This window comes from Streptomyces sp. NPDC048295, assembly GCF_040652135.1.
Lineage (GTDB): Bacteria > Actinomycetota > Actinomycetes > Streptomycetales > Streptomycetaceae > Streptomyces.
The window spans coordinates 1-24,595 of record NZ_JBEZLL010000040.1; the positions used below are offsets into that span (position 1 = coordinate 1).

The following is a 24,595-nucleotide window of genomic DNA, read 5'->3' on the forward strand; positions in this document are numbered from 1 at the left end:
ACGATGCACGGAACACCGCGGCCCTCCTCGTACTGACGGCGCACCAGGTGGCCCGGGCCCTTCGGCGCGACCATGCAGACATCCACGCCGGCCGGCGGCTTGATGAAGTCGAAACGGATGTTCAGGCCGTGACCGAAGAACAGCGCGTCGCCGTCCTTCAGGTTGTCCTTGATGGACTCCTCGTAGACCTGGGCCTGGATCGGGTCCGGGACCAGGATCATGATGACGTCCGCCTCGGCCGCGGCCTCCGACGGGGTCACCACGCGCAGGCCCTGCTCCTCGGCCTTCGCCCTGGACTTCGAGCCCTCGTGCAGACCGACCCGGACATCGACACCCGAGTCACGCAGCGACAGCGCATGGGCATGGCCCTGGCTGCCGTAGCCGATGACCGCGACCTTGCGGCCCTGGATGATGGACAGGTCGGCATCGTCGTCGTAGAACAGCTCGGCCACTGGGTTTCTCCTTGGTGTGCAGGTGTTGCGTCCCACCGTACGGCGGGGTGCGTCTCATACGTTTTCGGGTCTCGCCATACGAGCGGCGAGGCGGCGGTCGCTACGCCGTACGGTCGAGGGCGCGCAGCGAACGGTCGGTGATCGAGCGCGCGCCGCGCCCTATGGCGATGGTGCCGGACTGGACCAGCTCCTTGATGCCGTACTGCTCCAGCATCTTGAGCATGGCCTCCAGCTTGTCGGCGCCGCCGGTCGCCTCGATCGTGACGGCCTCCGGGGAGACGTCCACGGTCTTGGCGCGGAACAGCTTGACGATCTCGACGATCTGGGAGCGGGTCTCGTTGTCGGCGCGGACCTTCACCAGGACGAGCTCGCGCTGGATCGCAGCGGAGGGCTCGAGTTCGACGATCTTCAGGACGTTGACCAGCTTGTTGAGCTGCTTGGTCACCTGCTCCAGGGGCAGGTCCTCGACACTCACGACGATCGTGATGCGGGAGATGTCGGGGTGTTCGGTGGTACCGACCGCGAGCGAGTCGATGTTGAAGCCGCGGCGGGAGAACAGGGCGGTGATCCGGGCGAGGACACCGGGCTTGTTCTCGACCAGGACGGAGAGCGTGTGCTTGGTGGACATGGAGTCGGTCTCTCTCTGTCTCTCAGTCGTCTTCGTTGTCGCCGAAGTCGGGACGGACCCCGCGGGCGGCCATGACCTCGTCGTTGGAGGTGCCGGCGGCGACCATCGGCCACACCATGGCGTCCTCGTGGACGATGAAGTCCACCACGACGGGGCGGTCGTTGATGGAGTTGGCCTCCTCGATGACCTTGTCCAGGTCGGCCGGGTCCTCGCAGCGGATCGCGTAGCAGCCCATGGCCTCGGACAGCTTGACGAAGTCCGGGACCCGGGTGCCCTTCGCCGGGACACCCTCGGTGTCCGCGCCGGAGTGCAGCACGGTGTTGGAGTACCGCTGGTTGTAGAACAGGGTCTGCCACTGGCGGACCATCCCGAGCGCGCCGTTGTTGATGATCGCGACCTTGATCGGGATGTTGTTGAGCGCGCAGGTGGTGAGTTCCTGGTTGGTCATCTGGAAGCAGCCGTCGCCGTCGATCGCCCAGACCGTGCGGTCCGGCATGCCGGCCTTGGCGCCCATCGCGGCCGGGACCGCGTACCCCATCGTTCCGGCGCCGCCGGAGTTCAGCCAGGTGGCGGGCTGCTCGTACTGGATGAAGTGCGAGGCCCACATCTGGTGCTGGCCGACGCCCGCCGCGAAGATCGTGCCCTCGGGGGCGAGCCGGCCGATGCGCTGGATGACCTGCTGCGGCGAGAGGCTGCCGTCCTCGGGCAGGTCGTAGCCGAGCGGATAGGTGTCGCGCCAGCGGTTGAGGTCCTTCCACCAGGCGGCGTAGTCGCCGACATGGCCCTCGGTGTGCTCGGCCTGGACGGCCTGGACCAGGTCGGCCAGGACCTCGCGGGCGTCCCCGACGATCGGGACGTCGGCGGCGCGGTTCTTGCCGATCTCGGCGGGGTCGATGTCGGCGTGGACGATCTTGGCGTACGGGGCGAAGCTGTCCAGCTTGCCGGTGACGCGGTCGTCGAAACGGGCTCCGAGAGCGACGATCAGGTCGGCCTTCTGCAGCGCGGTGACGGCGGTGACCGCACCGTGCATGCCCGGCATTCCGACGTGCAGCGGGTGGCTGTCGGGGAATGCGCCGAGCGCCATCAGTGTGGTGGTGACGGGCGCTCCGGTGAGCTCTGCGAGGACCTTCAGTTCGGCGGTGGCCCCCGCCTTGATGACGCCGCCGCCGACGTACAGCACCGGCCGCTTGGCCTGGGTGATCAGCTTGGCGGCTTCGCGGATCTGCTTGGCGTGCGGCTTGGTGACCGGGCGGTAGCCGGGCAGGTCCTGGGTGGGCGGCCAGCTGAACGTGGTCCGCGCCTGGAGGGCGTCCTTGGCGATGTCGACGAGGACCGGTCCCGGACGGCCGGTGGAGGCGATGTGGAAGGCCTCGGCGATCGTGTGCGGGATGTCCTCGGCCTTGGTGACCAGGAAGTTGTGCTTGGTGACCGGCATGGTGATGCCGCAGATGTCGGCTTCCTGGAAGGCGTCCGTACCGATCGCCTTGGAGGCGACCTGGCCGGTGATCGCGACCAGCGGGACGGAGTCCATGTGGGCGTCGGCGATCGGGGTGACCAGGTTGGTGGCGCCGGGGCCCGAGGTGGCCATGCAGACGCCGACCTTGCCGGTGGCCTGCGCGTAGCCGGTGGCGGCGTGTCCGGCGCCCTGCTCGTGGCGGACCAGCACGTGGCGGACCCGGGTGGAGTCCATCATCGGGTCGTACGCCGGAAGGATGGCGCCGCCTGGAATGCCGAATACCGTGTCGGCCCCCACCTCCTCGAGGGAGCGGATGAGGGACTGCGCGCCCGTGACGTGCTCAACGGTGGCGGCGGACGGTCCGCCGTTACGGGCCCGCGGCTGGGGATGGTGGGCCCCGGTGGCCTGCTCGGTCATCGGCATTCTCTTCTCGAAGCTGAGGGTTTCTGCGGGTGTTTTGCAACAGTTTGCGTGGTGCCGGTGCAACAAAAAACCCCTCGTGCCGTGAGGCAAGCGAGGGGAGCGCGTCGGTGCGGTCTGCAGAGTGCCTGGTGGGACTCTGCTTCAGCCGACGCGCTTTCCAAGTACGAGAATTCGGGTGCGCATGGCATTGACCCTCTCTCCGACGCACTCGGCGTGTCAAGTGGGTGGGACAGGCGTCTCAGCATGTGAACCACTGAAGAGGGGGACGGAGCCGCCGGTCAGGACCGGCTGAGCCATGGTGCTGCCGGGCACCGGGAACTCGCCGCGGGCCAGGGCGCGGCGCAGCCGGTACTCGTCGAGCGGCCCGGAGAAGGCCATTCCCTGGCCGTGCGTACAGCCCATGGCGCGCAGCGCGAGGACCTGCTCCGGTACGTCGACCCCGTCGGCCACGGACTGCATGCCGAGGTCGCAGGCGATGCGCAGCAGGCCGCTGGTGATCTTGTGCAGCCGGGCGGACTCCACCACGCCCTCGACGAGGCCGCGGTCCAGTTTCAGTACGTCGATGGGGAGCCGGCGCAGGGCGTTGATCGCGGCGTAGCCGCTGCCGAAGCCGTCGAGCGCGATACGGACACCGATGCGGCGCAGGGCCACGAGACGCTGCTCCAGTTCGTCGAAGGAGATCCGGGGGTCGCTGTCGGCGACCTCGATCATCAGGGCTCCGGAGGGCAGACCGTGCCGGGTGAGCAGCGCCTCGACGGAGCCGTACGGCATCCCCTTGTCGAGGAGCCGGCGGGCGGACAGGCGCACGGAGACGGAGACCGGGTGTCCGGCCCTGGCGCGGTCGGCGGCCTGTTCGACCGCCTCTTCGAGGAGCCAGCGGCCGAGCTCGGCGGTGCGGTCGCCGTCCTCGGCGACGCGGAGGAACTCGGCCGGGGTGAACAGGATGCCCTGGGCGGACCGCCAGCGGGCCTGGGCGGCCACGGCGGCGACCGTGCCGCTGGCGAGGTGCACGACGGGCTGATGGAGCAGGGCGAACTCGCCGTCACGCAGGGCGGTGCGCAGCCGGGCGGCCAGCTCGGAGCGGCGCACCACCTCGGCCTGCATCTGCGGGGCGTACAGCTCGACGCGGTCCTTGCCGCCCGCCTTGGCGCGGTACATGGCGAGGTCCGCGTTGCGCATGAGGTCGCTGGGGGTGATGCCGGGCTCGGCGAAGGCGACCCCGATGGACGCGGCGACCCGGACCTCTCCGGTGCCGATCCGGTACGGCTGGGAGAGGGTGAGGCGCAGGCGGTCGGCGATCTCGTGGACCTGGCACTCCCGGGCGGACTGGTCGCGGGTGCCGTCGCCGAGGATGATCGTCGCGAATTCGTCGCCGCCGAGGCGGGCCGCGGTGTCGCCCGCTCGGACGGATTCCTGGAGGCGGCGGGCGGCCTGGACGAGGAGCTCGTCGCCGGCCTGGTGGCCGAGGCGGTCGTTGACCGCCTTGAAGCCGTCGAGGTCGATGAAGAGCACGGCGGTGCCGGAGTCGCCGGAGCGGCGGCCGCCGAGGGCCTGGCGGACCCGCTTGGTGAACAGGGCCCGGTTGGGCAGGTCGGTGAGCGGGTCGTGTTCGGCGTTGTGCTGCAGCTGGGCCTGCAGCCGGACCCGTTCGGTCACGTCGCGGCTGTTGAGGATCAGGCCGCCCTGGTGGCGGTTGACCGTGGATTCGACGTTGAGCCAGTCGCCCGTACCGGATCTGAAGCGGCACTCGATCCGGGTGGTGGGCTCCTCGCTCGGCGGTGCGGCGAGGAACCGGCGCACCTCGTGGACCACCCGCCCCAGGTCCTCCGGGTGGATGATCGAGGCGAGCTCGGCGCCGACCAGGTCGTCGGCTTCGCGCCCGTACACCCCGGCGGCGGCGGGGCTGACGTAGCGCAGCACACCGGTGGGGGCGGCGATCATGATGACGTCGCTGGAGCCCTGCACCAGGGATCGGAAGTGGTTCTCCTTCTGCGCCAGTTCCTGGGTGAGGGCGATGTTGTCGACGAGCATGATGCCCTGCCGGACGACCAGGGCGAGCACCACCGTGCAGCCGGTGAGGATCACGACGCGGTCCACCCGGCGGCCCTCGACGGCGTTGTAGAGAATGCCGAGGGTGCAGACGGCGGCGGCGAGATAGGGCGTCAGCGCGGCCAGCGATCCCGCGATGGGGCGGCTGGCGGGAAGGGTGCTCCGTGGCGGGAGGGCGTTGTCCGCGGCCCTGTTCGCGCCCCAGGGGGCGTACGCCAGGAGCAGCGAGCCGGCGAACCAGCCCGCGTCCAGCATCTGGCCGGAGTGGTAGGTCTGGCGCAGCAGCGGTGAGGTGAACAGGGCGTCGGACAGGACCGTCAGGGCGAGCGCGGCAACGGCGGTGTTCACCGCGGAGCGGTTGACGTTGGACCGCCGGAAGTGCAGGGCCAGCACCATGGAGACCAGCACGATGTCCAGCAGCGGATAGGCCAGCGCGAGCGCGGCGCGTGCCACGCTCACGCCCTCGGCGTCCACCAGATGCGCGGTGTGGGCGAGGGCGAGGCTCCAGGAGAGCGTGAGGAGTGATCCGCCGATCAGCCAGGAGTCCAGCGCGAGGCAGAGCCACCCGGCCCGGGTGACGGGGCGCTTGGCGAGGACGAGCAGCCCCACGATGGCGGGCGGCGCGAAGCAGACGAAGAAGACGTCGGCCAGGGAGGGGGTGGGCACCGGGAGTCCGAGCACCACCTCGTACCAGCCCCAGACCGCGTTGCCCGCAGAGGCCATGAACGAGGAGAGCGAGAAGAGCAGCCAGGCGGGCCGGAACCGGCTGCTGCCGGCCCGCGCGTAGCGGAAGCAGGAGACGGCGGCGATCAGCGCCGCCGCGCTGAGACCGAAATCCCCCATGACGAGCGCCAGTTGCGGCGAACCCCAGCCGAGGACCGCCCCCGCGGCATATCCGGCCCAGACGACGCCGAGCAGGACCTGCCAGACCATCGCGGACGCGCCGCCCACGGCCGTCCTCCGGGAGAGGAGCGCGCCGAGGGCGTCGGCCGGCGCGCTCACCGGGGCGCCCCCGGTGTCGTCGGGTGCGCTCGCACCCGGCGGCCCGCCATCCCCCGTCGGCTGTCCGGCGGTGTCGGATCATGCACCCATCGGCCGTACATCGCCCGTCGCCCCCTCGCGTGTCGCGTCCTCCCCGGCGCCGTCCCCTTCCCCGGCGCAGCGCCCCTTTCGGGACGATACACCAGACTGGTCACGCAGGGACATAGCTTCTCTACTCTCCGTGACGATCAAGGGTGCTGTCCGGAACAGTGTGCGACCGAGAAGCTCCGCAGCGTGGTCAGTCGATGGTGCGTACCACGTTCTGCACCGGTTCCCCCGCGGCGAACCGGCGCAGCTGCGCGGCCAGCAGGCGCTTGGCGCGTGGCTCGAAGGCCGATGTGCTGCCGCCCACGTGCGGGGTGATCAGGACGTTCGGAGCATGCCAGAGCGGGTGGCCGGCGGGCAGCGGTTCCGGGTCGGTGACGTCGAGGGCGGCCCGCAGCCGGCCGGACCGGAGTTCGAGCAGCAGTGCCTCGGTGTCGACGACGCCGCCGCGTGCGACGTTCACGAGCAGCGCCCCGTCCCGCATCACGGCGAGGAACTCCGCGTCGACCAGCCCCTGCGTGGACGGGTTCAGCGGGGTGGACAGCACGACGACATCGGCCTCGGGCAGGAGTGCCGGCAGGTCGTCGAGCGTGTGCACGGGGCCGCGTGCGGCTGTCCGTGCGGAGCGCGCGACGCGCGCCACCCGCGCGCACTCGAAGGCCGCGAGCCGGTCCTCGATGGCCGCGCCGATCGACCCGTACCCCACGATCAGCACGGACTTGTCGGCGAGCGCCGGGTAGAAGCCGGACCGCCACTCCTCCTTGTCCTGGCCGTGGACGAACCCGGGGACGCCGCGCAGGGAGGAGAGGATCAGTGTGAGGGCGAGCTCGGCGGTGGACGCCTCGTGGACCCCCCTGGCGTTGCACAGCCGCACCCCGGCCGGCAGCAGGCCGAGCCCGGGCTCGACGTGGTCGATGCCCGCGGAGAGCGTCTGCACGACCCGGACGCCCGCCATGCCGCCGAGCGGCCGGACCGCGACTTCGGAGCCCTTCATGTACGGCACGACGTAGAAGGCGCAGTCGGCGGGGTCGGCGGGGTAGTCCGGTTCGCCGTCCCAGAAAAGGTAGTTGAGCCCCTCGGGGAGCCCCTCGATCTCGTCGGCCGGGAACGGCAGCCATACGTCGGGCGTCTTCGTCACGTCGGAGGTCTTCGTCATGGTCAGGAGGCTAATCGGCGGAGGCCGTGCGAGGAGCGGCGGGCGGCAGAGGTTACTTTGGGGTGCGGTGCGGTCCCGTGGACGGCGGGGCATGGGCCCGGTTCGACGGCAGGGCCTGGGGAGGATCGGGGAGTTGGAGCGCAGGAGTCTCGGTGCGGCGGCGCTCGCCGTGGGGGCGGTCGGTCTCGGCTGCATGCCGATGAGCTGGGCGTACAGCGCCTCGCAGCAGCGCGGTGACCGTGCGTTGCGTACGGTGCACGCCGCGCTCGACGCGGGCGTCCAACTGCTCGACACGGCCGACATGTACGGCCCGTTCACCAATGAGCTGCTGGTGGGGCGGGCGCTGAAGGGCCGCAGGCCGGACGCGTTCGTCTCCACCAAGTGCGGACTGCTGGTGGGTGATCAGCACATCGTGGCCAACGGCCGTCCCGGCTATGTGCGGCGGGCCTGCGACGCCTCGCTGCGCCGGCTCCAGACCGATGTGATCGATCTGTACCAGCTGCACCGGGCCGATCCCGAGGTGCCGGTCGAGGAGACCTGGGGTGCGATGGCGGAGCTGGTGACCGCCGGAAAGGTGCGGGCGCTCGGGCTCTGCGCGGTCGGGGCACGGGCCTCGCGCCGGCCGGGCTCGCGGATGTACGACGAAACGATCCGTCAGCTGGAGCGGGTGCAGCAGGTCTTCCCGGTGAGCGCGGTGCAGGCGCAGCTCTCGGTCTGGTCGCCGGAGGCGCTGGAGTCCCTGCTTCCGTGGTGCACGGCGCGGGGTGTCGGGCTGCTGGCGGCGATGCCGCTGGGCAGCGGCTATCTGACCGGCACGCTGACGCCGGGGCAGGGCTTCGAGCCGGAGGACCTGCGCGCCCGGCATCCCCGGTTCACGGCGGAGATGATGGCGGCGAACCAGCCGGTGGTCGTCGGGCTGCGGCGGATCGCCGAGCGGCACGGGGCGACTGCCGCGCAGGTGGCGCTGGCCTGGGTGCTGCGGCAGGGGCCGCATGTGGTGCCGGTGCCGGGCACCAAGCGGGAGCAGTGGGCGGTGGAGAACGCGGGGGCGGCCGGGCTCACCCTGACCCCGCGGGATCTGGCGGAGATCGCCGCGCTGCCCAGGGCGCAGGGGTCCTGGGACTGAGGTCCCCCCGCCCCCGAGCACCGGTCGGCAGAATTGGCGGGCGTCGTGAGCCCCGGGGCGGGGCCGCGGTGTAAGAACAGTGGTCAGGTGGCCGTCGAAGGGATCGGTGCTGTGCGCGGTGTTCTGTTCGGATCTGTACGAGGCCCCGCCGGGCCGCGGGGCCGCCGCCGTGGCCTGCGCCGCGGGACGGTGGCCGCGCTGGCGGCCGGCTCGCTGGTGCTGATCTCGGGGTGCTCCTCGGACGGTGGCTCCGCCGGCACGGCGGGCGTCGGCGGGACGCCACCGGTCGCCCGCTCCTCCTCCGCCCCGAAGCCGTCCGCCTCGCCGTCCCTGCCGCCCGCGAAGGGCTCGGTGCGGGTGGTGTCGACGCTCACCGAGGGCCTGGACTCGCCCTGGGGGCTGGCGGCGCTGCCCGGCGGTGATCTGCTGGTCTCCTCCCGCGACAAGGGCACGATCACCCGGATCGACGGGAAGACCGGCAAGAAGACCCTGCTGGGAGCAGTGCCCGGGGTGTCGCCCGCCGGTGAGGGCGGACTGCTGGGGATCGCGGTCTCCCCCACGTACGGCGCGGACCACCTGGTGTACGCGTACTTCACGACCGAGTCCGACAACCGCATCGCCCGCATGCAGTACGACGAGAACGGCACCACGCCCGGCCGGCTGCTGGGCGCGCCGGACACGATCCTGCGCGGCATCCCCAAGGGGGCGATCCACAACGGCGGGCGGATCGCCTTCGGCCCCGACCACATGCTGTACGCGGGCACCGGGGACACGGGCGACGACTCCCTCGCCCAGGACAAGAAGTCGCCGGCCGGCAAGATCCTGCGGATGACTCCGGACGGGGAACCGCTGCACGGCAATCCGGCGGCCGACTCCGTGGTGTATTCGTACGGCCACCGCAATGTGCAGGGGCTGGCCTGGGACGGGCGGCAGCAACTGTGGGCGTCCGAGTTCGGGCAGGACACCTGGGACGAGCTGAACCGGATCGTGCCGGACGGTGATTACGGCTGGCCGGAGGCCGAGGGCCGGGCGGGGCGGAAGGGTTTCATCGATCCCGTGGCACAGTGGAAGACGTCCGAGGCGTCCCCGAGCGGAATCGCCTTCGTCAAGGGTTCGATCTGGATGGCCGGCCTGCGCGGGAAGCGGCTCTGGCGGATTCCGTTGTCCGGCAGCGGCGGGAGGGAACCTCTCGCGGCGCCGCAGTCGTTCCTGGAAGGGAAATACGGCCGTCTGCGTACCGTGCTCGCCGCGGGCGGCGACAAGCTCTGGCTCGTCACGAGCAATACGGACACCCGTGGCACCCCCGAGCCCGGAGACGACAGGATCCTGGAGCTGGCGGTGCGGTAGCGGCTACAGCAGGTGAAAGGGCGTGCGGCCGGTGTTCAACTTCTTCGAGGAACTCTTCGCACCGGGCCGCAAGCACGCCGCCGAGGAGCAGAAGCGGCTGGAGCTGACCCGGGTGGATCTCGGCGTCGGTGACCCGGGGCGCGGGCCGATAGACCTGGCCTCCGGAAAAGTGGTCGTCAGAGCCCCCGGCACGGACACCGACGCCGCGGCCGGCACGGACCGGGGACCCGAGCAGGCCACCGACGCCCACGCCGGCACGGAGCGGGGACCCGAGCAGAACCCGGGCGCCCATGCCGCCAAGGACCGGGGCCCCGGTCAGGACCCGGACGCCCCCGACGCCCGGGTCTGAGGGAGCGATGCGGGCCGGCCACGGTCAGGGGGTGTCCGGGGTGGGGTACAGCCGGAGCCGGTGGGCGAGGGCGGCCGCCTCGCCGCGGCTGGAGACGCCGAGCTTGGCGAGAATGCTGGAGACGTGCACGCTCGCCGTCTTGGGCGATATGTAGAGCTCCTCGGCGATCCTGCGGTTGGTGTGGCCCGCCGCGACCAGCCGGTGCACGTCCTGTTCGCGCCGCGTCAGCCCGAAGGACTCCACCGCGGCCGCGGCCGCCTCGCGCAGCCGGTCCTCGGTGCGTTCCCGGTCGACGGCACCGTCGCCGGTGCCGTCCTCGGCGGGGACGGTGACGGCGGACGGGATCCCGGGGGCGGTGTCGCGGTCCGGGGCGGTGAGGGCGATGCGGGCACGGCCGGCCAGCAGCTCGACGGTCCCGGTCAGCGGGCGCGCGCCGAGCCGCACGGAGGTGGCGTGCGCCTCGCGCAGCAGGGCGGTGACGGTGGACCGGTCACCGCCGGCGACGAGGAGGGCCTCGGCCCAGCGGTGCTGGATCCGGGCCAGCTCGTACGGGCGGTGCAGGGGCGCGAAGGCGGCAGCCGCGCGGGACCAGTGGCCGGGGGTGTCGAGGCCCTCCGCCCTGGCCAGCTCGGCATCGATCAGGAGACCATGGGCGGCCCAGACGGGGATGAGCATCGGCAGCCCCTTCAGGTGGGCGCGGATGCGCGCGAGAATCGCCGGCCGGCCCGGGTCGGCGGCGGGCAGGCCCCGGGCGTCGGCCTCGGCGGCGGCCGCGACATGGAGCAGCGGCAGGGCGTACCGCTGGGTGCCGGGCGGGAATCCCTGCTCCGATCGGGCCTCGAACTCGGCCCGCGCATCGGTCAGCCGGCCCTGTTGCACGGCAAGGGTCATGGCATGGCGCGCGGGGGCGATGACGTGCTGGGGCTGCGGGTCCCGGGAGCCGAAACTGCGCCGGGCCAGGGCGAGCTGCGCCTCCGCCTCGGCCAGGTCGCCCCGGGCCAGGGCGAGTTCGGTGCGGCGCGAGGCCACGATTCCATGCGCCTTGCCGGACCGGGCGGCGCGGGCCGCCGCGTCGGTGGTGGCCCGGCTCTCGTCCCAGTGCCCCAGGGAGAACAGCGAGTCCGCCCGGTTGCAGCGGACCCAGGCCTCCATGTCGGCGATGCCGTGGCTGAGGCTGATCTCGATGCCGTGGTCCGCGGCGGCCACGGCCTCCAGGGAGCGGCCCATGGATTCGAGGGTGGAGGGGAGGTTGATACCTGCCCGGCTCATGATGCCGACCAGGTGCAGTTCGTCGGCGCGGTCGCGGACGGCGTACATCTCGGCGATGCCCTCGTCGACGCCGCCCGCCTCGGCGGTGAGCCAGCCGCGGGTGAGCCGGGCGTGCAGCTCGATGTACTCGTCGCCGACGAGCCTGGCGTACTCCACCGCCCGGTCGGCGGCGAGCAGGGTCTCGGCGCCGGGGCGGTGCAGGGCGCCCCATCCCGCCACGCTCATCAGGACATCGGCGTGGACGGCGGACGGGGGCAGGCCGCGGACGAGCTTCTGGGCGGTGGCCAGCTCCTCCCGGCCGTCGCCGCGGGAGAGGTCCTGCATCAGCCGGGAGCGCTGGACCCAGAACCAGGCGGCGCGCAACGGGTCGTTCTCGCCCTCCAGGACCCGCATGACCTTCTTGGCGATGGCCAGGGCGCGTTCGCGCTGGCCGCCGAACCGGGCGGCGACGGTGGCCTCGGCCATCAGGTCGAGATAGCGCAGCGGGGTGGTGTCGGGGTCGCAGCCGCAGGCCGGGTAGCTCTCGGCGTAGTCGATGGGCCGCAGGGTGCGGCGCACGTCGTCGGGGGCGTCGTCCCACAGCTCCATCGCCCGTTCCAGCAGGCGGAGTTGTTCGGAGAACGCGTAGCGGCGGCGGGCCTCGACGGAGGCCTTCAGTACGGCGGGCAGCGCCTTGGCGGCATCGTGGGCGCCGTACCAGTAGCTGGCGAGGCGGGTGGCGCGCTCCCCGGCGCGGACGAGGGCGGGGTCGGCCTCCAGGGCCTGTGCGTAGCGCCGGTTGAGCCGGGAGCGCTCGCCGGGCAGCAGGTCGTCGCTGACGGCCTCACGGACCAGGGAGTGCCGGAAGCGGTAGCCGCTGCCCTCCGGGGTGGTGAGCAGCAGGTTGGCGCCGACGGCCGCCCGCAGCGCCTCGATGAGTTGGTCCTCGGTCAGCCCGGCGACCGCGGCGAGCAGTCCGTACTCGACGGCGGAGCCGCCCTCGGCGACGATCCGGGCGACCTGCTGGGCGTCGTCGGGGAGCGCCTCGACCCGTACGAGCAGGAGGTCGCGCAGCGAGTCGGAGAGCCGGGAGTGGTCACCGCTCTCCAGGCTGCAGGCGAGTTCCTCGACGAAGAAGGCGTTGCCGTCGGAGCGTTCGAAGATCTCGTCCGCGAGGGCGGCCTCGGGGGCGGCGGCGAGGATGCCGGTGAGCTGGCGGTGGACCTCGGCGCGGTTGAAACGGGCGAGCTCGATCCGGCGGACGGTGCGCAGCCGGTCCAGCTCGGCGAGGAGGGGGCGCAGCGGGTGGCGGCGGTGGATGTCGTCGGAGCGGTAGGTACCGATCACGACGAGGCGGCCGTTGCGCACGGTGCGGAAGAGGTAGGCGAGGAGGTGGCGGGTGGAGGCGTCGGCCCAGTGCAGGTCCTCCAGGACGAGGACGACGGCGCGTTCGGCGGAGATGCGTTCCAGCAGTCTGGCGGTGAGCTCGAAGAGGCGGGCGGTGCTGTGCTCGCCGGTCGCGTCCCGGTCGGCCTCGCCGAGCTCGGGAAGCAGCCGGGCCAGCTCGCCCTCCTGCCCCGCGCAGGCCGCGGCGACCTCCTCGGGCAGGGTGCGGCGCAGGGCCCGCAGCGCGGTGGAGAACGGGGCGTAGGGCAGGCCGTCGGCACCGATCTCGACGCAGCCGCCGACGGCGACGGCCGCGCCGCGGCGGACCGCGGCCGCGAGGAACTCCTCGACCAGCCGGGTCTTGCCGACCCCCGCCTCACCGCCGACCAGCAGGGCCTGCGGTTCGCCCGGGGTGTCGGCGCCCTCCGCGCCGGCGCGGGCGAGCGCGTCGACGAGCGAGGCGAACTCGCCCTCGCGGCCGACGAACACGGGACTGACGGACCTGGTCTCCACGTCGCCGAGCATCGCACACGGGTCCGGCCGCGCGGGCCCCGGACCAGGAAGGTCCGGGCCAGGAAGGTCCAGCCCCGGGGCAGGAACGTCCCGACCCGGACCGTCCGGCCCCGGACCAGAAACGTCCCGACCCGGACCGTCCGGCCCCGGATCAGAACCGTCGAGCATCGGTCCGGGTCCGTCGGACGCCGGTTCCGCGGTCATCGGTCCACCGGACACGAGGCGCCGTCACCCGGGCTTCACGCGGCGTGGACGAATCGTTTCCGGTCCGTACTCACCGGCCCCTCCGCTTCCTTGGGGCCGGGATGCCGGGCGGCCCTGCGGGCGACCCGGCGGGCGCGAGCGGCCTCCCGGACGAGTCGTTCCTGCTCGGCCCGGCGGTGCAGTTCGGCCATGCGCAGCGTGTGGAGTTCGAAGGTGTACATGTGTTTCTCCCGGAGGACGACGGCCCGTTGGGGCCTGATGGGGTCGGCAGTGGTTCTGCCGTGCCTTCACTGTCGTCCCCCGGGGGGTGTCGCCGCATCGGGCAGGATCCGCATCTTCGCGGGCGGGAAGCCTTAGAGAATCGCGGCCCCTGCCGTATGCGGGACCGGATCCCCCGGGCGGATGCCCTATGCCGTGCCCCCGGGGCGGATGTCCTGTGCCGTGCCCCCCGGCCGCTGTGCTCAGCCGGCGGAGCCCGCGGTCGGCAGCGGCACGATGAGGTCGAAGTACATGCCTGCGGAGATCACCAGGCCGAGGACACCGAGCGCGATGCCGGCGGTCGCGACGGCCCGCACCCAGCCGGGCTGCGGGTCGGCGGAGGGTGCGCCGAAGGCCGGGCGGACCAGGGCGAAGACCCCGGCCAGCAGGGCGAGCAGGGCGAAGAGTCCGTTGACCAGTGCGGTGGAGTGCCAGGCGTCGCCGTAGATCTCGGAGATCTGCTGGGCGGCACTGCCACCGGCCGAGGTCTTGATCTGGCCGATCAGGGTCTCGCGCTCGGCGACGACCTTGCCGGTCCAGGACCCGGTGAGCGCGACGACACCGAGACCTGCCGCGGCCACGGCGGCGGCCGCCGCGCCGAGGCCGGAGGACTGCTTGACCGAGTCGTCGAGGTCGTCGAGGCCGTCCGGGTCCAGGTCGTCGTCCTCGGCGATTGCCTCGTCGGCCCGGTCGGCTCCAGCAGTTCCGTCGGCTCCATCGGCCTCGCCCGCGACTTCGTCCTTCTTGACCATGTCGAGCGCGGCGTCCTCGGTCGCGGTCTCCTCGGTCGCGGTCGCCTCGGCATCGGATACCGAGGGGGCAGTGGGGTCGGTGGGGTTCGCGGAAGTCGTGGGGTTCATGTTCCGCACGCTAGGCGGCCCGGATGAGAGCGCCCTTAACGACCGCCCGGCCGACGGGCGGGCGCCCGCCGGCCGGGGGCCGGGTCTGCTCCCTTCCGGGGTCAGCCCGCCGTGTCGAACGAGTCCTGGAGCCGGGGCACGTAGTCGGCCAGCGCGGCGGCCCAGCAGCCGTAGTTGTGGCCGCCGTCGCAGGTGGGCGCGAGCGCCGACCCGTCGCCGTAGTCGACCAGGCGGCTCGGCAGACCGAGCGTGTCCATGCGGGTCCTGACGTTCCTGGCGGCGATCGCGGTGAAGTGGTCGATCACGTCGTTGTCGCCCGTGTAGAGCGTGACGTCGGTTCCGGCGAGTTCGGCCAGGTTGACCGGGGCGGCCGGGTCGACCGCCTTCCAGATCCGGTCCGCGTTCAGGACCGGGTACGGGGAGCCGAAGATCGCGTCGCTGTCGACCGTGGGCCCGTATCCGGTGCACCGGCCCGTCCCGGACGGGGTGGAGGTGCTCACCGCGCACCAGGCGCCGGTCAGATCGAGTTCCGTGGCCAGGACCGCCGCGCGGACCTCCGCCATGCCGAGGTCGATGCCGCCGGACAGGGAGGCGACGTGACCGAAGAGGTCGGGGCGGGCCTCGCCGTAGTGCAGGGCGCCGAAGCCGCCCATCGAGAGGCCGACGACGGCCCGGTGGTCCCTGTCCACGATGGTGCGCAGATTGGCGTCGATGAAGGGGACGACCTGCTTCAGGTGGAAGGTCTCCCAGTTCGCCGCACCCTCGGCGGTGTTCTGCATGACCCAGTCGGCGTACCAGCCCTTCCGGCCGCCGTCCGGCACGACGGTGATCATCGAGTCCGAGCGCAGCGCCGGGGCCGCCGCGGCGTCGTCCGGGTTTCCGGGGCCGCCGTGCAGGAAGTACGCCACCGGCCAACGCTTGTCCGGGTCGGCCCGATAGCCGCTGGGGAGGAAGATGCGGATCTTGTGCTTCCCGGCCACCTGCGGGGTGGTCACGGTGATGGTGAAGTCGGTGTCCGAGTGCACCTCGGTGCCCCCGGCGACCTGGGTCAGGCCGAATCCGTCGGTCAGCACTGGAGGGGCGGCGCCCTCGGCGTGTGCGGGCGGGGCCGCGAGCATCGCGGTCACGGTCAGCGCGGCAGCGGCGACGGCCGTCCTCATCCGCGCCCGCCGGGTGGTCTGCGGTGTTCTCATCGGGTGTCCTCTCCGAGAGCGGGCGGCTCTCGCGGTGAGTGAAGGGCCCCGCCCGGCGGCCGGGCCGCTCATCGGCCCGGCCGCCGGGAGCTCCCTCCCGGTCGCGGTCCTCAGAGGGCGCAGAACGCGTCCGTCATGGCCGTGCCCGTGTGGGTCTGTCCCGGAGTTCCGGCCTGCATATGGAACTCGTTGTTCGCGTGCAGCACCTGCTCGGTGCCGTCCTCACTGGTCATCCACTCGCTGAAGTAGCCGAGCACCGCGCCGTTGTGCCCCCAGACCGACTTCCCGCACGGCAGCTTCACATGTTCGATGCCCAGCCCGTATCCGGCGTCGGCGGTCACCGGGACGGTGGTCTTCATCTCGGCCAGCTGTGCGGGTTCCAGGAGCTTTCCGGTCAGCAGCGCCCGGGAGAACGTGGCCAGGTCGTCCATGGTCGACACGATGGCACCGGCGCTCCCGCTGACCTGCACGTTGGAGACCGTGGCGTCGTCGATGAGGATGGCCCGCAGTACGTAGCCGTGGAGGTAGTTGCCGTAGAGCGCGGGGTCGGCGGTGGGGAAACTGGTGTCGTGCAGGCCGAGCGGCTCGATGATGCGCCGCTGGACCTCCGCGGCCGGTTCCGAGCCGGTGACCGCCTTGATCACCATGCCCGCGAGTACGTAGTTGGTGTTGGAGTAGCCGAACTTCTCCCCCGGTGCGGACGTCGGCGCGCGCAGGCCGAGGCCGATGTCGACCAGGGTCTGCGGCGGCAGGACCTCCCTGGGGTTGGTGTTGAGGTAGTACGGCCCGTTGATCTGGAGGGAGCCGAGGTAGTCGGGCAGGCCCGAGGTGTGGTTGAGCAGCTGACGGATCGTGATCCTGGCGCCGTCGTAGCCGTTGGCCGCGACCGCCCCCGGCAGCCACTTGGCGACGGTGTCGTCCAGCGAGAGCCGCTTCTCGCCCTCCAGTTGGAGCAGCACGGTGGAGATGAACGCCTTGGTGTTGCTGCCGATCCTGAACTTCGCCTTCGGGTCCGCGGCCGCCTTGGTCGCGCGGTTGCCGACACCTGCGTGCACGTACTGGGATGTGTCCCCCTGCCGGATCATGCCGATGACACCCGGGTACCCGTCGGCGACGCCCTGCTGGGCCCCCGCCTCCAGGATGTCGGCCGGGGTCGCGGCGGCGGTGGCCGGGGAGCCGGTGGCCGGGGCGGCGGCGGTCGCCGGGATCGCGCCGGTCATCAGCAGGCAGGCCGCGGTGGCCACCGGCAGCAGCCAGCGCCGGCACCGGCGCACCGGTGAGGGGCGCCCGGCCGCGTCGGCTGTGTCCGGCTGCGCCGATGCGGCCGCGATACCTGCTTCGAAATCGTCGAGCATGCTCATTTTATTTCCTGTCCCTTTCGGTCGGTCGGTCATTCCGGCTGTGTGGCCCGATTCCAGCCGCGCCTCAGCGCCGGCACGCGGCTGCGATGATCAGCAACAGGACGATGATTCCTGCCGCTTGAAGGCATCCGATGCCACCGTTCAGATTCTTCCGATTGGTCTCCACATGGCCACCGGCGGGAATTCCGGGGTGCTGTTTGACGTAGTGGTCCAATTGACGCTGGGCGCCCTCGGATTCCGCGAGCCACTGCGTCTTGAATCCGCATTCGCCGCACCAGAACCGGTAGGCCATGTCAACTCCTCATGAGTCGTAGCAGGAGAGAGCCGTGCGAGGCGCTTCCCGGATGCCCGGCGGAGTGCGCCGCCCCGTGTCGGCGCACCGGCCGGGCACCACTGATCGTGCGGTTCGCGCCATTCGGTTAACAGGACAGGCGACCGGCCATATATGACCGGCCGTCACCGGTAAGGTCATCGCGACCGCGCTCGGTGGTGGAGGGATGTCGAAGTGGCGGATCAGCTGGGCACCTTGCTGCGTCGGCTGCGCAATCGGTCGGGGCTCACGCAGGAGCAGCTGGAGGCACGCTCCGGAGTGAGCGTGCGCACGATCCGCAGACTGGAGAACGGCAGATCCGGCGATCACCGACTGGGTACGGTGAACCTGCTCGCGGACGCGCTGGGGGCCGGCCCCGAGGACCGTCAGCGGCTCGCCGCCACGCTCGCGAAGTCGCAGGCCGAGCCGGCCGGCGGCCCCGCGGCCCCCGATCCCGGACCAGCGCACGAACCCCGATCCGGTTCCGTTCCCGAATCCGCTCCCACCACGATTCCCGCGCAGAACTCCGGACCGAACCGCGGAACGAACCCAGGAACGAATTCCGGGCAGAATTCCGGACCGCGAGCCCGTCCCGCAGCTCTCCCGCTACCGGTTCACAGCGAAATCGCCACCGCCGCCGTCGAATTGGCATGGGAAATCAGGCGCCGCTGGCAGCGCGAGGAGGAACACCGCCGCGTCCACGATCCCTTTCCGCTCCCCGTTCGCTGGCGGGACGCCCCCGAATCCCTGACCGACCATTCGGAGAACATTCAGCGTCTGCCGCCGGGAGCGACGCCCGACCGCATGGATCTGAGCGGCGATCTGGGCAGCGTGGCCGAGGTCTACCGGCGGATCGGGTCCGGGCGGCTGGTGGTCCTCGGCCGGGCCGGATCCGGCAAGTCGATCCTGACGATCAGGTTCGTCCTGGACCAGCTGGAGGCCCGGGAGCCGCACGACCGGGTGCCGGTGATCTTCGGCATCGGCTCCTGGGATCCGTCGGCCGTCGCGCTGCGGGACTGGCTGATCGACCGCCTGGTGCGCGACCACCCGCACCTGACCCGCCGGGCCCCCGGCGGGTCGACGCTGGCGGCCGCCCTGGTCGACGCGGATCTCGTGCTGCCGGTCCTGGACGGGTTCGACGAGATCGCCGAAGGTCTGCGGAGCACGGCCCTGGAGGTGCTCAACTCCACCTCGCTCCCGCTCGTCCTGACCAGCCGGCGCGGCGAGTTCGCCGAGGCCGTGCAGCGGACGAACGCACCGCTGGTCTGGGCCGCCGGTCTGGAGCTCATCGATCTCACCCTCGACGACCTCTCCGCCTACCTGCCCAGGACGTCGCGGCCGGTCCCCCGCGACGACGGCGGGAGCTCGGCGGTCTGGACCCCCGTACTGGACCGGCTGCGCGCCCGCGAGAGCGGCGCGAGCACCCCCCTGGCCAGGGTCCTGAGCACCCCGCTCATGATCATTCTGGCGCGGACGATGTACAGCGAGGCGCCCGACCGGAATCCGGCGGAGCTGCTGGACGCCGAGCGGTTCCCGGACGAGAACTCCTTGGAGGAACACCTGCTCGCGGGCTTCGTGCCGACGGTCTACCGCCGGCGCGTCGCCGAGCGGAGCGCCGCCGGCCGCCGGGAGCGGAACCGGGACCCGGAACGCGCCGAGCGCTGGCTCGGCTACCTCGCCCACCATCTGGCCCGGCTCGACCGTGAGCAGCAGGACCTCGCGTGGTGGCGGATCGGCGATTCGCTGCGGCTGTCCACGCGCCTTCTGTCGGTGGTCGTGTCGTCGGCGCTCTGCGTCGCCCTCGCCGAGTGGTTCGTCAACGTGATCAACCTGCCCTTCCCCGTCGACGAGGCCCTCCTGCTCGGGGGTTCGATGGGTGCGGTCGCCGGTCTCGCCTTCGGATGCGTCCACGCGATCCTGGCCCGGTTCGGCACCACGGCCTTCGAACCGGCCCATGTGCGACTGCGGCTTCCCGGCGCGGGCACCGGCATCGGCCGCAGACCCGTGCGTGCGTTCGTCGCCCGGTTCGGTGCCGTTCTGCTGGGCGGATTCGTGATGGGCGTCGGATGCGCCTGTGCCCTCGCCCTCCAGCGCCGGCTGTTCTACGGGATTCCGCTCGCGAACGAGCTGGTGATCAAGGGCACGCTCATCAACATGCTGGTCCTCGGCCTGATCTTCGGGGCGGGCGCCGGAGTCGTCTTCGGGATCATGGCCGCGCTCGAAGCGCCGCTGGACGTCACCTCGGCGGCCACCCCGGCCGGCCTCCTGGCCGCGAACCGCGCGACGGTGCTCCGGCAGGTTCTCGTACTGGTACCGATGCTCACCCTGGCGATCGCGGTCGGCGGGCACCTGATCACCGGCCTGCTCGACGGAATCCTCGGAACGCTGGGCTGGAACGTGGCGGACGGGCTCGTCATCGGTGCCGTCGGCGGGATCGGCGGCACGTGTTCGTATGCGCTCTCGTTCACCGCCTGGGGACGCTGGCTGGTCCTGTCGCGCGTCTGGCTGCCCCTGACCGGCAAGCTGCCCTGGGACACGGTGGCGTTCCTGGACGACGCCTACCGCCGGGGCGTGCTGCGCCAGACCGGCGCGGTGTACCAGTTCCGCCACGTCCGGCTCCAGCACCACCTGGCCCGCTCGTACCGCGAGCACCAGAGCAGATACGTACCGGCCAGCTTCGGCCCCGGCGCATAGGGCCTCCCGTTCGGATCAGTCCTTCCGCGCCCGCCACTCCGGGGCCAGCACCGACCAGATCTCGGAGTCGTGCCGCTCGCCCCGGTACAGGTAGTTCTCGCGCAGCACCCCGTCGCGCGTCATGCCGAGCCGCTCGGCGACGGCGATGCTCGCGGTGTTCGCCGCGGACGCGTCCCACTCCACGCGGTGCATGCCGCGCTCGTACACCGCCCAGTCGATCAGCTTCCGGGACGCCCGGGTGATCAGGCCGCGCCCCTGGCCCGCCGGCTCCAGCCAGCAGCCGATCTCACAGTTCCCCGACTCCGCGTCGAAGATCCGGAACATGACACCGCCGACGAGCGTGTCCTCCAGCCAGATCCCGTAGATCCGCCCCTCGTCCGCCGCCTGCTTGTCCGCGTACTTCCGCAGCAGCGCACGCGCCGAGTCCAGGTCGGTGGCGAAGGAGGCGAAGGGGATCCATGGATCGATGAGCTCCCGGGCCCGGTCCATGTGGTCGAGGAACTCCTGCGCCTGCCATATCTCCAGCGGCCGCAGTTCCGCTCCGTCGTCGCCCAGGGGTACCGCGAACATCATGCTCCTTCTCGAACCGCTTCCACCGCTTGCGCCACCGGTTCCGGTCGCGCCGCCTGCGGGATCTTCGCATGCCGCGGCCCGGATCCCGATTCGGGAGGCTCGATGCTGATCCGCGGCAGCAGCCGGTCCAGCCGGCGCGGCAGCCACCAGTTCGCCCCGCCCAGCAGATGCATCAGTGCCGGGACCAGCAGCGTACGCAGGACGAAGGCGTCCAGCAGGACGGCGGCGGCGAGCGCGATGCCGAACATGGCGATGACCCGGTCCCCGCTGAGGACGAAGGCGAGGAAGACCGAAATCATGATCACGGCCGCGGAGTTGATCACCCGGCCGGTCTCTGCGAGGCCCACCCGGACGGCCCGCCGGTTGTCACCGGTCTCCAGCCACTCCTCGTACATCCGCCCCACCAGGAACACCTGGTAGTCCATGGACAGCCCGAAGAGCACGGACACCATGATCACCGGCAGGAACGGTTCGATGGGCCCCGAGCTGCCGAGCCCGAGCAGTTCGCTCCCCCAGCCCCACTGGAAGATCGCGACGACGACGCCGAACGAGGAGGCGACGGCGGCCACATTCATCACCGCGGCCTTGAGCGGAATGCCGATCGACCGGAAGGCCAGCAGCAGAAGCAGACAGCCGAGCCCTATGACCACACCGACGAAGAGCGGGAGTTTGCCGATGATGATCCGGGCGAAGTCGTCGTAGCTGGCGGTCACTCCCCCGACGTGGGCCTGGAGCGAGTTGTTCTCCTCGGCCTTCGGCAGGACGTCCGTGCGCAGCCGGTCGACGAGTTCGCTGGTCCCCTGGGACTGCGGCGACGACTTCGGTACGACGGTGACGAAGGCCGTGCTGCCGCTGCTGTTGTACGTGACCGGGCCGACCGAGGCCACGCCCTCGGTGGACCGCAGGGTGGCGGGCAGACCGTCCATCGCGAGCCGGTCGTCGGCGCCGTCCAGCTGTGCGGCGATGGTCAGCGGTCCGTTGACGCCGGGGCCGAATCCGTCGGCCAGCAGGTCGTAGGCCTGCCGGGTGGTCGACGAGGAGGGGTTGTTGCCCTGGTCGGAGGTGCCCAGGTGGAGGGAGAAGGTGGGCAGCGCGAGAACCAGCATCACCACGGCGGCGCACGCCCCGAGCAGCTTGGGGTGGCGTTCGACGAAGGCGGACCAGCGGGCCGCGAAGCCCGTGGGCACCTCGGGCTGCGGGCCGTGCTCGGCGAGCCGTCTGCGCTCGCGCCGGCTCAGCGCCCGCGGGCCGATGAAGGAGAGCAGGGCGGGCAGCAGGGTCACGGAGGCGGCCACGGTCAGGACGACGGTGAGCGAGGCCGCGATCGCCACACCGTTGAGGAAGCCGAGCCGCAGGATCAGCATGCCGAGCAGCGCGATGCAGACGGTCGCCCCGGCGAAGACGACAGCGCGGCCGGTCGTCGCGACGGCGGTCTGCGCGGCCTCGGTGACCGACAGGCCTCTGCGCAGTCCTCTGCGGTGTCTGGTGACGATGAACAGCGCGTAGTCGATGCCGACGCCGAGCCCTATGAGCATGCCCAGCATGGGCGCGAAGTCGGCGACGGTCATCAGATGGCCGAGCAGTACGGTGCCCGCGTAGGCGGTGCCGACGGAGACCAGCGCGGTGGCGATGGGCAGCATGCTGGCGGCGAGCGAGCCGAAGGCGAGGAAGAGGACGACCGCCGCGACGACGACCCCGACGGCCTCGCTGAGGTGGACGGCGGGTGCCTCGGTGAGGGCGACGGCGGGGCCGCCCAGCTCCACCTGGAGGTGGTCCCCGGCGGCCGCCTTCGCGGTGTCCACGACCGCCCTGACCTGCTGCACCGGAATGTCCTCGACCTGCCGGTCGAAGGTGACCGCGGCGTAGGCGGTGTGTCCGTCGGCGCTGATCTGCGCGGTGCCGGACGCCCCGTAGGGTCCGGTGACCGCGCCGACCCCGGGCAGTTCCTCGACCGCGTGCAGGGTCCGGGTCATCGTCTGCCGGACGTCGTCGGCCCGCACGGTGGAGTCGGAGGTGTGCCAGACGATGGTGTCGGTGTCACCGCCGAGATCCGTGAAGCCGCTCCTGAGGAGCTCGGTGGCCCGGCCGGACTCCGTACCGGGCACCTCGTAGTCGTTGGAGTAAGCGGAACCCGCGAAGCCCGCCGCGGTGGCCGTGCCGCCGAGGGCGAGCAGCCAGATGAGGACGGCGACGAGACGGTGCCTGATGCACCAGCGGGCAATGGCAGCCAACGGACGAGCTCCCTGCTGGTTCGTGGCCCTTTGCCTGCACAAAGCATGAATTACCGGCAAAGGGCACATGACCTGAGAACCGTCACTCTGGCAGCCTGAAGTGATCCTTTGTCCCTTTCGTGGCCATACTCACAATGGCCGCGGGGTTCGCCGTGGCCCCCTTCGCAACGGCCTCCGGCCACCTCACCCGGCCAGTCGTTCCTCCTCCGCCTCCAGCTCTTCCTCGAACTGCCCCTCGATCTCCGCGATGCCCTTCGTCACGACCTCCGCCAGATGGACGGGGCAGGTCAGCACCTCGCTGCCGAAGCCCTGGCCGGAGTCCGGGCCGGGGGCGGGGTCCGCGTCGGGGACGTAGAGGCGCGCGATGCGTGCCAGGCGGTCGGACGTGCGCTCGTGGCCGTCCGCGTGGTCGCATGCGCCGCCGGGCAGGGTGGTGGCAGCGGTACGGAGGATGCCGAGGATCTCGCGGGCGATCCCGTACGACATTTCCAGGGAATCGGCCGCCGTGCCCATCAGGAGCAGTAGGACGGTCCGGTCGAGCGCGGGTCCGTCCGGGCCGAGCTGCTCGTACCGCCGGGCCGCCCAGAGCGCCGCCTCCTCGGAGGCCGTCTCGTCCTTGAACGGGACATGCCGCTCGCTCAGCGAGTCGATGTCGAGCCGGCCGTCGGGGCGCAGATACACCTGGTCCAGATGTGCCGTCTCCCGGGTGCCGAAGAGTCTGTCGACCGATTCGCGCAGATGGTCGCGGGCCTCGACGGCGAGGGTGCGCAGGAAGGTGGTGCACGTCCATGCCTCCAGCGAGGCCCCGTATCCGTCCGCGTGTTCCTCGCGCAGGACGGTCCGGCCGCCGGGGCTCTGCAGGTGGATGCCCTCGGAGGCCTGCTCGGCGCTGCCGGAGCGCAGTGCCGGGTGCTCGCCGTCCTCGTGCGCGCAGGCCTCGTCCGGCAGCTGCGGCAGTACGGTCTCCAGGCCCTCGATCATGTCGTCGAGCAGCGACCGCTGTCTGATCCGGCCCGACCCCGCGTACCAGCAGTTCGCATGGGCGACGACGACATAGCCGGCGAGAGCGGCCCGGGAGAGGTCGCCGGGCGGTCCGGCATGGATGTCCAGGTCCCAGAACGGATCACCGTTCGGATAGTCGTTGAGCACACTGTCCAGGCTGCGGATGTATCTCTGATGGTCTTCGGGGATGATCTCGGGGATGCCGTCCGTGCTGCCCGGCAGGATCACGTCGGCGGCCGTCCGCGCCCATCCGGCGGCATTGCGGGGGCAGGCCTCGGCCGCGTCCCACTCATCGAACGGAATCTCGACGTCCGTCGCGTCGAGCAGCCCGTCCACGTCCGTGTCCCACTCCTCCAGACTGTCGGTGTACGGATGGGCCTCGTGCCCGCACCCGCGCCCCTGCTCGTCCATGGCCTCGGCGGCGGCGCCGAGCGCGTCCACCACGGCCCGCTCGACGGCTGTGCCGCGTCGCCCGAGGACGTACCGCGCCATGCTCACCAGCCCGAAGGTGAGCAGGACCGCCTGCTCACCGTCCGGTTCGGCGGCGAGCAGGCGGGCGCACTCCAGGACGACGGGGTCCGCCTCGTCGGGGGCGGCACCCGCCGTGACTCCGTCCCATTTCTCGATCAGTTCGCTCATGATCAGGGACACGCGGGCCGCGGCACGGTGGTTCCGGGTGGGCGCCGGACT

General features: G+C 71.6%; 18 protein-coding genes. 4 read left to right on the plus strand and 14 right to left on the minus strand.

What is annotated here, in order from left to right; all coding sequences use genetic code 11:
• The 5 genes from AB0D53_RS37805 to AB0D53_RS37825 form a co-directional block, all read right to left on the minus strand.
• Nucleotides 1–452 (minus strand): NAD(P)-binding domain-containing protein (locus AB0D53_RS37805; protein ID WP_362453904.1); only part of this gene is annotated, 452 nt, incomplete at its 3' end.
• A 100-nt stretch (nucleotides 453–552) separates the two neighbouring features.
• Nucleotides 553–1,080: an acetolactate synthase small subunit gene (gene ilvN / locus AB0D53_RS37810; RefSeq protein WP_148839397.1), complete on the minus strand. Its 528-nt coding sequence runs from the start codon at nucleotides 1,078–1,080 to the stop codon at nucleotides 553–555.
• Between the two features lie 22 nt (nucleotides 1,081–1,102).
• The gene (locus AB0D53_RS37815; RefSeq protein ID WP_329813950.1) at nucleotides 1,103–2,959 is read right to left on the minus strand and encodes an acetolactate synthase large subunit; all 1,857 of its coding nucleotides are present in this window, start codon (nucleotides 2,957–2,959) and stop codon (nucleotides 1,103–1,105) included.
• Nucleotides 2,960–3,175: 216 nt separating this feature from the next.
• A complete protein-coding gene (locus tag AB0D53_RS37820) occupies nucleotides 3,176–5,941 on the minus strand; it encodes an EAL domain-containing protein (RefSeq protein WP_362453947.1) in 2,766 nt (921 codons plus the stop codon).
• Nucleotides 5,942–6,287: 346 nt separating this feature from the next.
• Nucleotides 6,288–7,250: a 2-hydroxyacid dehydrogenase gene (locus AB0D53_RS37825; RefSeq protein WP_362453905.1), complete on the minus strand. Its 963-nt coding sequence runs from the start codon at nucleotides 7,248–7,250 to the stop codon at nucleotides 6,288–6,290.
• 169 nt (nucleotides 7,251–7,419) lie between these two features.
• Here AB0D53_RS37825 and AB0D53_RS37830 point away from each other — a divergent pair, with 169 nt between their 5' ends.
• From AB0D53_RS37830 to AB0D53_RS37840, 3 genes are all read left to right on the plus strand, one after another.
• Entirely contained in the window at nucleotides 7,420–8,376 is a 957-nt protein-coding gene (locus AB0D53_RS37830; protein ID WP_362453948.1) for an aldo/keto reductase, read from the plus strand.
• Nucleotides 8,377–8,565: 189 nt separating this feature from the next.
• On the plus strand, nucleotides 8,566–9,723 hold the full coding sequence (locus AB0D53_RS37835) for a PQQ-dependent sugar dehydrogenase (RefSeq protein WP_362453949.1): 1,158 nt from the start codon (nucleotides 8,566–8,568) through the stop codon (nucleotides 9,721–9,723).
• 31 nt (nucleotides 9,724–9,754) lie between these two features.
• On the plus strand, nucleotides 9,755–10,072 hold the full coding sequence (locus AB0D53_RS37840; RefSeq protein WP_362453950.1) for a DUF6191 domain-containing protein: 318 nt from the start codon (nucleotides 9,755–9,757) through the stop codon (nucleotides 10,070–10,072).
• 24 nt (nucleotides 10,073–10,096) lie between these two features.
• Here the strand turns inward: AB0D53_RS37840 and AB0D53_RS37845 are convergent, their stop codons facing one another.
• The 6 genes from AB0D53_RS37845 to AB0D53_RS37870 all read right to left on the minus strand — a co-directional run bounded on the left by AB0D53_RS37845 (nucleotide 10,097) and on the right by AB0D53_RS37870 (nucleotide 17,387).
• A complete protein-coding gene (locus AB0D53_RS37845) occupies nucleotides 10,097–13,231 on the minus strand; it encodes an AAA family ATPase (protein WP_362453906.1) in 3,135 nt (1,044 codons plus the stop codon).
• Between the two features lie 227 nt (nucleotides 13,232–13,458).
• Entirely contained in the window at nucleotides 13,459–13,644 is a 186-nt protein-coding gene (locus tag AB0D53_RS37850; protein ID WP_362453907.1) for a hypothetical protein, read from the minus strand.
• Between the two features lie 240 nt (nucleotides 13,645–13,884).
• Nucleotides 13,885–14,541 (minus strand): hypothetical protein, encoded by a 657-nt coding sequence (locus tag AB0D53_RS37855; RefSeq protein ID WP_362453908.1) that lies wholly within the window; start codon nucleotides 14,539–14,541, stop codon nucleotides 13,885–13,887.
• A 101-nt stretch (nucleotides 14,542–14,642) separates the two neighbouring features.
• On the minus strand, nucleotides 14,643–15,734 hold the full coding sequence (locus tag AB0D53_RS37860) for an alpha/beta fold hydrolase (protein WP_362453909.1): 1,092 nt from the start codon (nucleotides 15,732–15,734) through the stop codon (nucleotides 14,643–14,645).
• A 110-nt stretch (nucleotides 15,735–15,844) separates the two neighbouring features.
• Nucleotides 15,845–17,095, minus strand: coding sequence for a serine hydrolase domain-containing protein (locus AB0D53_RS37865; RefSeq protein ID WP_362453910.1), 1,251 nt, complete (start codon nucleotides 17,093–17,095; stop codon nucleotides 15,845–15,847).
• A gap of 64 nt (nucleotides 17,096–17,159) precedes the next feature.
• Nucleotides 17,160–17,387: a hypothetical protein gene (locus AB0D53_RS37870; protein ID WP_362453911.1), complete on the minus strand. Its 228-nt coding sequence runs from the start codon at nucleotides 17,385–17,387 to the stop codon at nucleotides 17,160–17,162.
• A 213-nt stretch (nucleotides 17,388–17,600) separates the two neighbouring features.
• On the opposite strand from AB0D53_RS37870, the gene AB0D53_RS37875 reads away from it, so the two are divergent.
• Nucleotides 17,601–20,099 carry a helix-turn-helix domain-containing protein gene (locus AB0D53_RS37875; RefSeq protein WP_362453912.1) on the plus strand — a complete coding sequence of 833 codons (2,499 nt, stop codon included), beginning with the start codon at nucleotides 17,601–17,603 and terminating at the stop codon, nucleotides 20,097–20,099.
• A gap of 15 nt (nucleotides 20,100–20,114) precedes the next feature.
• On the opposite strand, the gene AB0D53_RS37880 is transcribed toward AB0D53_RS37875, so the two are convergent.
• The 3 genes from AB0D53_RS37880 to AB0D53_RS37890 all read right to left on the minus strand — a co-directional run bounded on the left by AB0D53_RS37880 (nucleotide 20,115) and on the right by AB0D53_RS37890 (nucleotide 24,544).
• Complete coding sequence (locus tag AB0D53_RS37880) at nucleotides 20,115–20,669, minus strand: GNAT family protein (protein WP_362453913.1); 555 nt, start codon at nucleotides 20,667–20,669, stop codon at nucleotides 20,115–20,117.
• Entirely contained in the window at nucleotides 20,669–22,903 is a 2,235-nt protein-coding gene (locus tag AB0D53_RS37885) for an MMPL family transporter (protein WP_362453914.1), read from the minus strand. The genes AB0D53_RS37880 and AB0D53_RS37885 overlap by 1 nt, the downstream gene beginning before the upstream one ends.
• A 183-nt stretch (nucleotides 22,904–23,086) precedes the next feature.
• Complete coding sequence (locus tag AB0D53_RS37890; protein ID WP_362453915.1) at nucleotides 23,087–24,544, minus strand: hypothetical protein; 1,458 nt, start codon at nucleotides 24,542–24,544, stop codon at nucleotides 23,087–23,089.
• Nucleotides 24,545–24,595: the final 51 nt, after the last annotated feature.

Bases quoted from the DNA above. Each gene is read 5' to 3' on its own strand.
- ilvN (WP_148839397.1), bottom strand. From the start codon at position 1,080: ATGTCCACCAAGCACACGCTCTCCGTCCTGGTCGAGAACAAGCCCGGT.
- AB0D53_RS37815 (WP_329813950.1), bottom strand. From the start codon at position 2,959: ATGCCGATGACCGAGCAGGCCACCGGGGCCCACCATCCCCAGCCGCGG.
- AB0D53_RS37820 (WP_362453947.1), bottom strand. From the start codon at position 5,941: ATGGTCTGGCAGGTCCTGCTCGGCGTCGTCTGGGCCGGATATGCCGCG.
- AB0D53_RS37825 (WP_362453905.1), bottom strand. From the start codon at position 7,250: ATGACGAAGACCTCCGACGTGACGAAGACGCCCGACGTATGGCTGCCG.
- AB0D53_RS37845 (WP_362453906.1), bottom strand. From the start codon at position 13,231: ATGCTCGGCGACGTGGAGACCAGGTCCGTCAGTCCCGTGTTCGTCGGC.
- AB0D53_RS37850 (WP_362453907.1), bottom strand. From the start codon at position 13,644: ATGTACACCTTCGAACTCCACACGCTGCGCATGGCCGAACTGCACCGC.
- AB0D53_RS37855 (WP_362453908.1), bottom strand. From the start codon at position 14,541: ATGAACCCCACGACTTCCGCGAACCCCACCGACCCCACTGCCCCCTCG.
- AB0D53_RS37860 (WP_362453909.1), bottom strand. From the start codon at position 15,734: ATGAGAACACCGCAGACCACCCGGCGGGCGCGGATGAGGACGGCCGTC.
- AB0D53_RS37865 (WP_362453910.1), bottom strand. From the start codon at position 17,095: ATGAGCATGCTCGACGATTTCGAAGCAGGTATCGCGGCCGCATCGGCG.
- AB0D53_RS37870 (WP_362453911.1), bottom strand. From the start codon at position 17,387: ATGGCCTACCGGTTCTGGTGCGGCGAATGCGGATTCAAGACGCAGTGG.
- AB0D53_RS37880 (WP_362453913.1), bottom strand. From the start codon at position 20,669: ATGTTCGCGGTACCCCTGGGCGACGACGGAGCGGAACTGCGGCCGCTG.
- AB0D53_RS37890 (WP_362453915.1), bottom strand. From the start codon at position 24,544: ATGAGCGAACTGATCGAGAAATGGGACGGAGTCACGGCGGGTGCCGCC.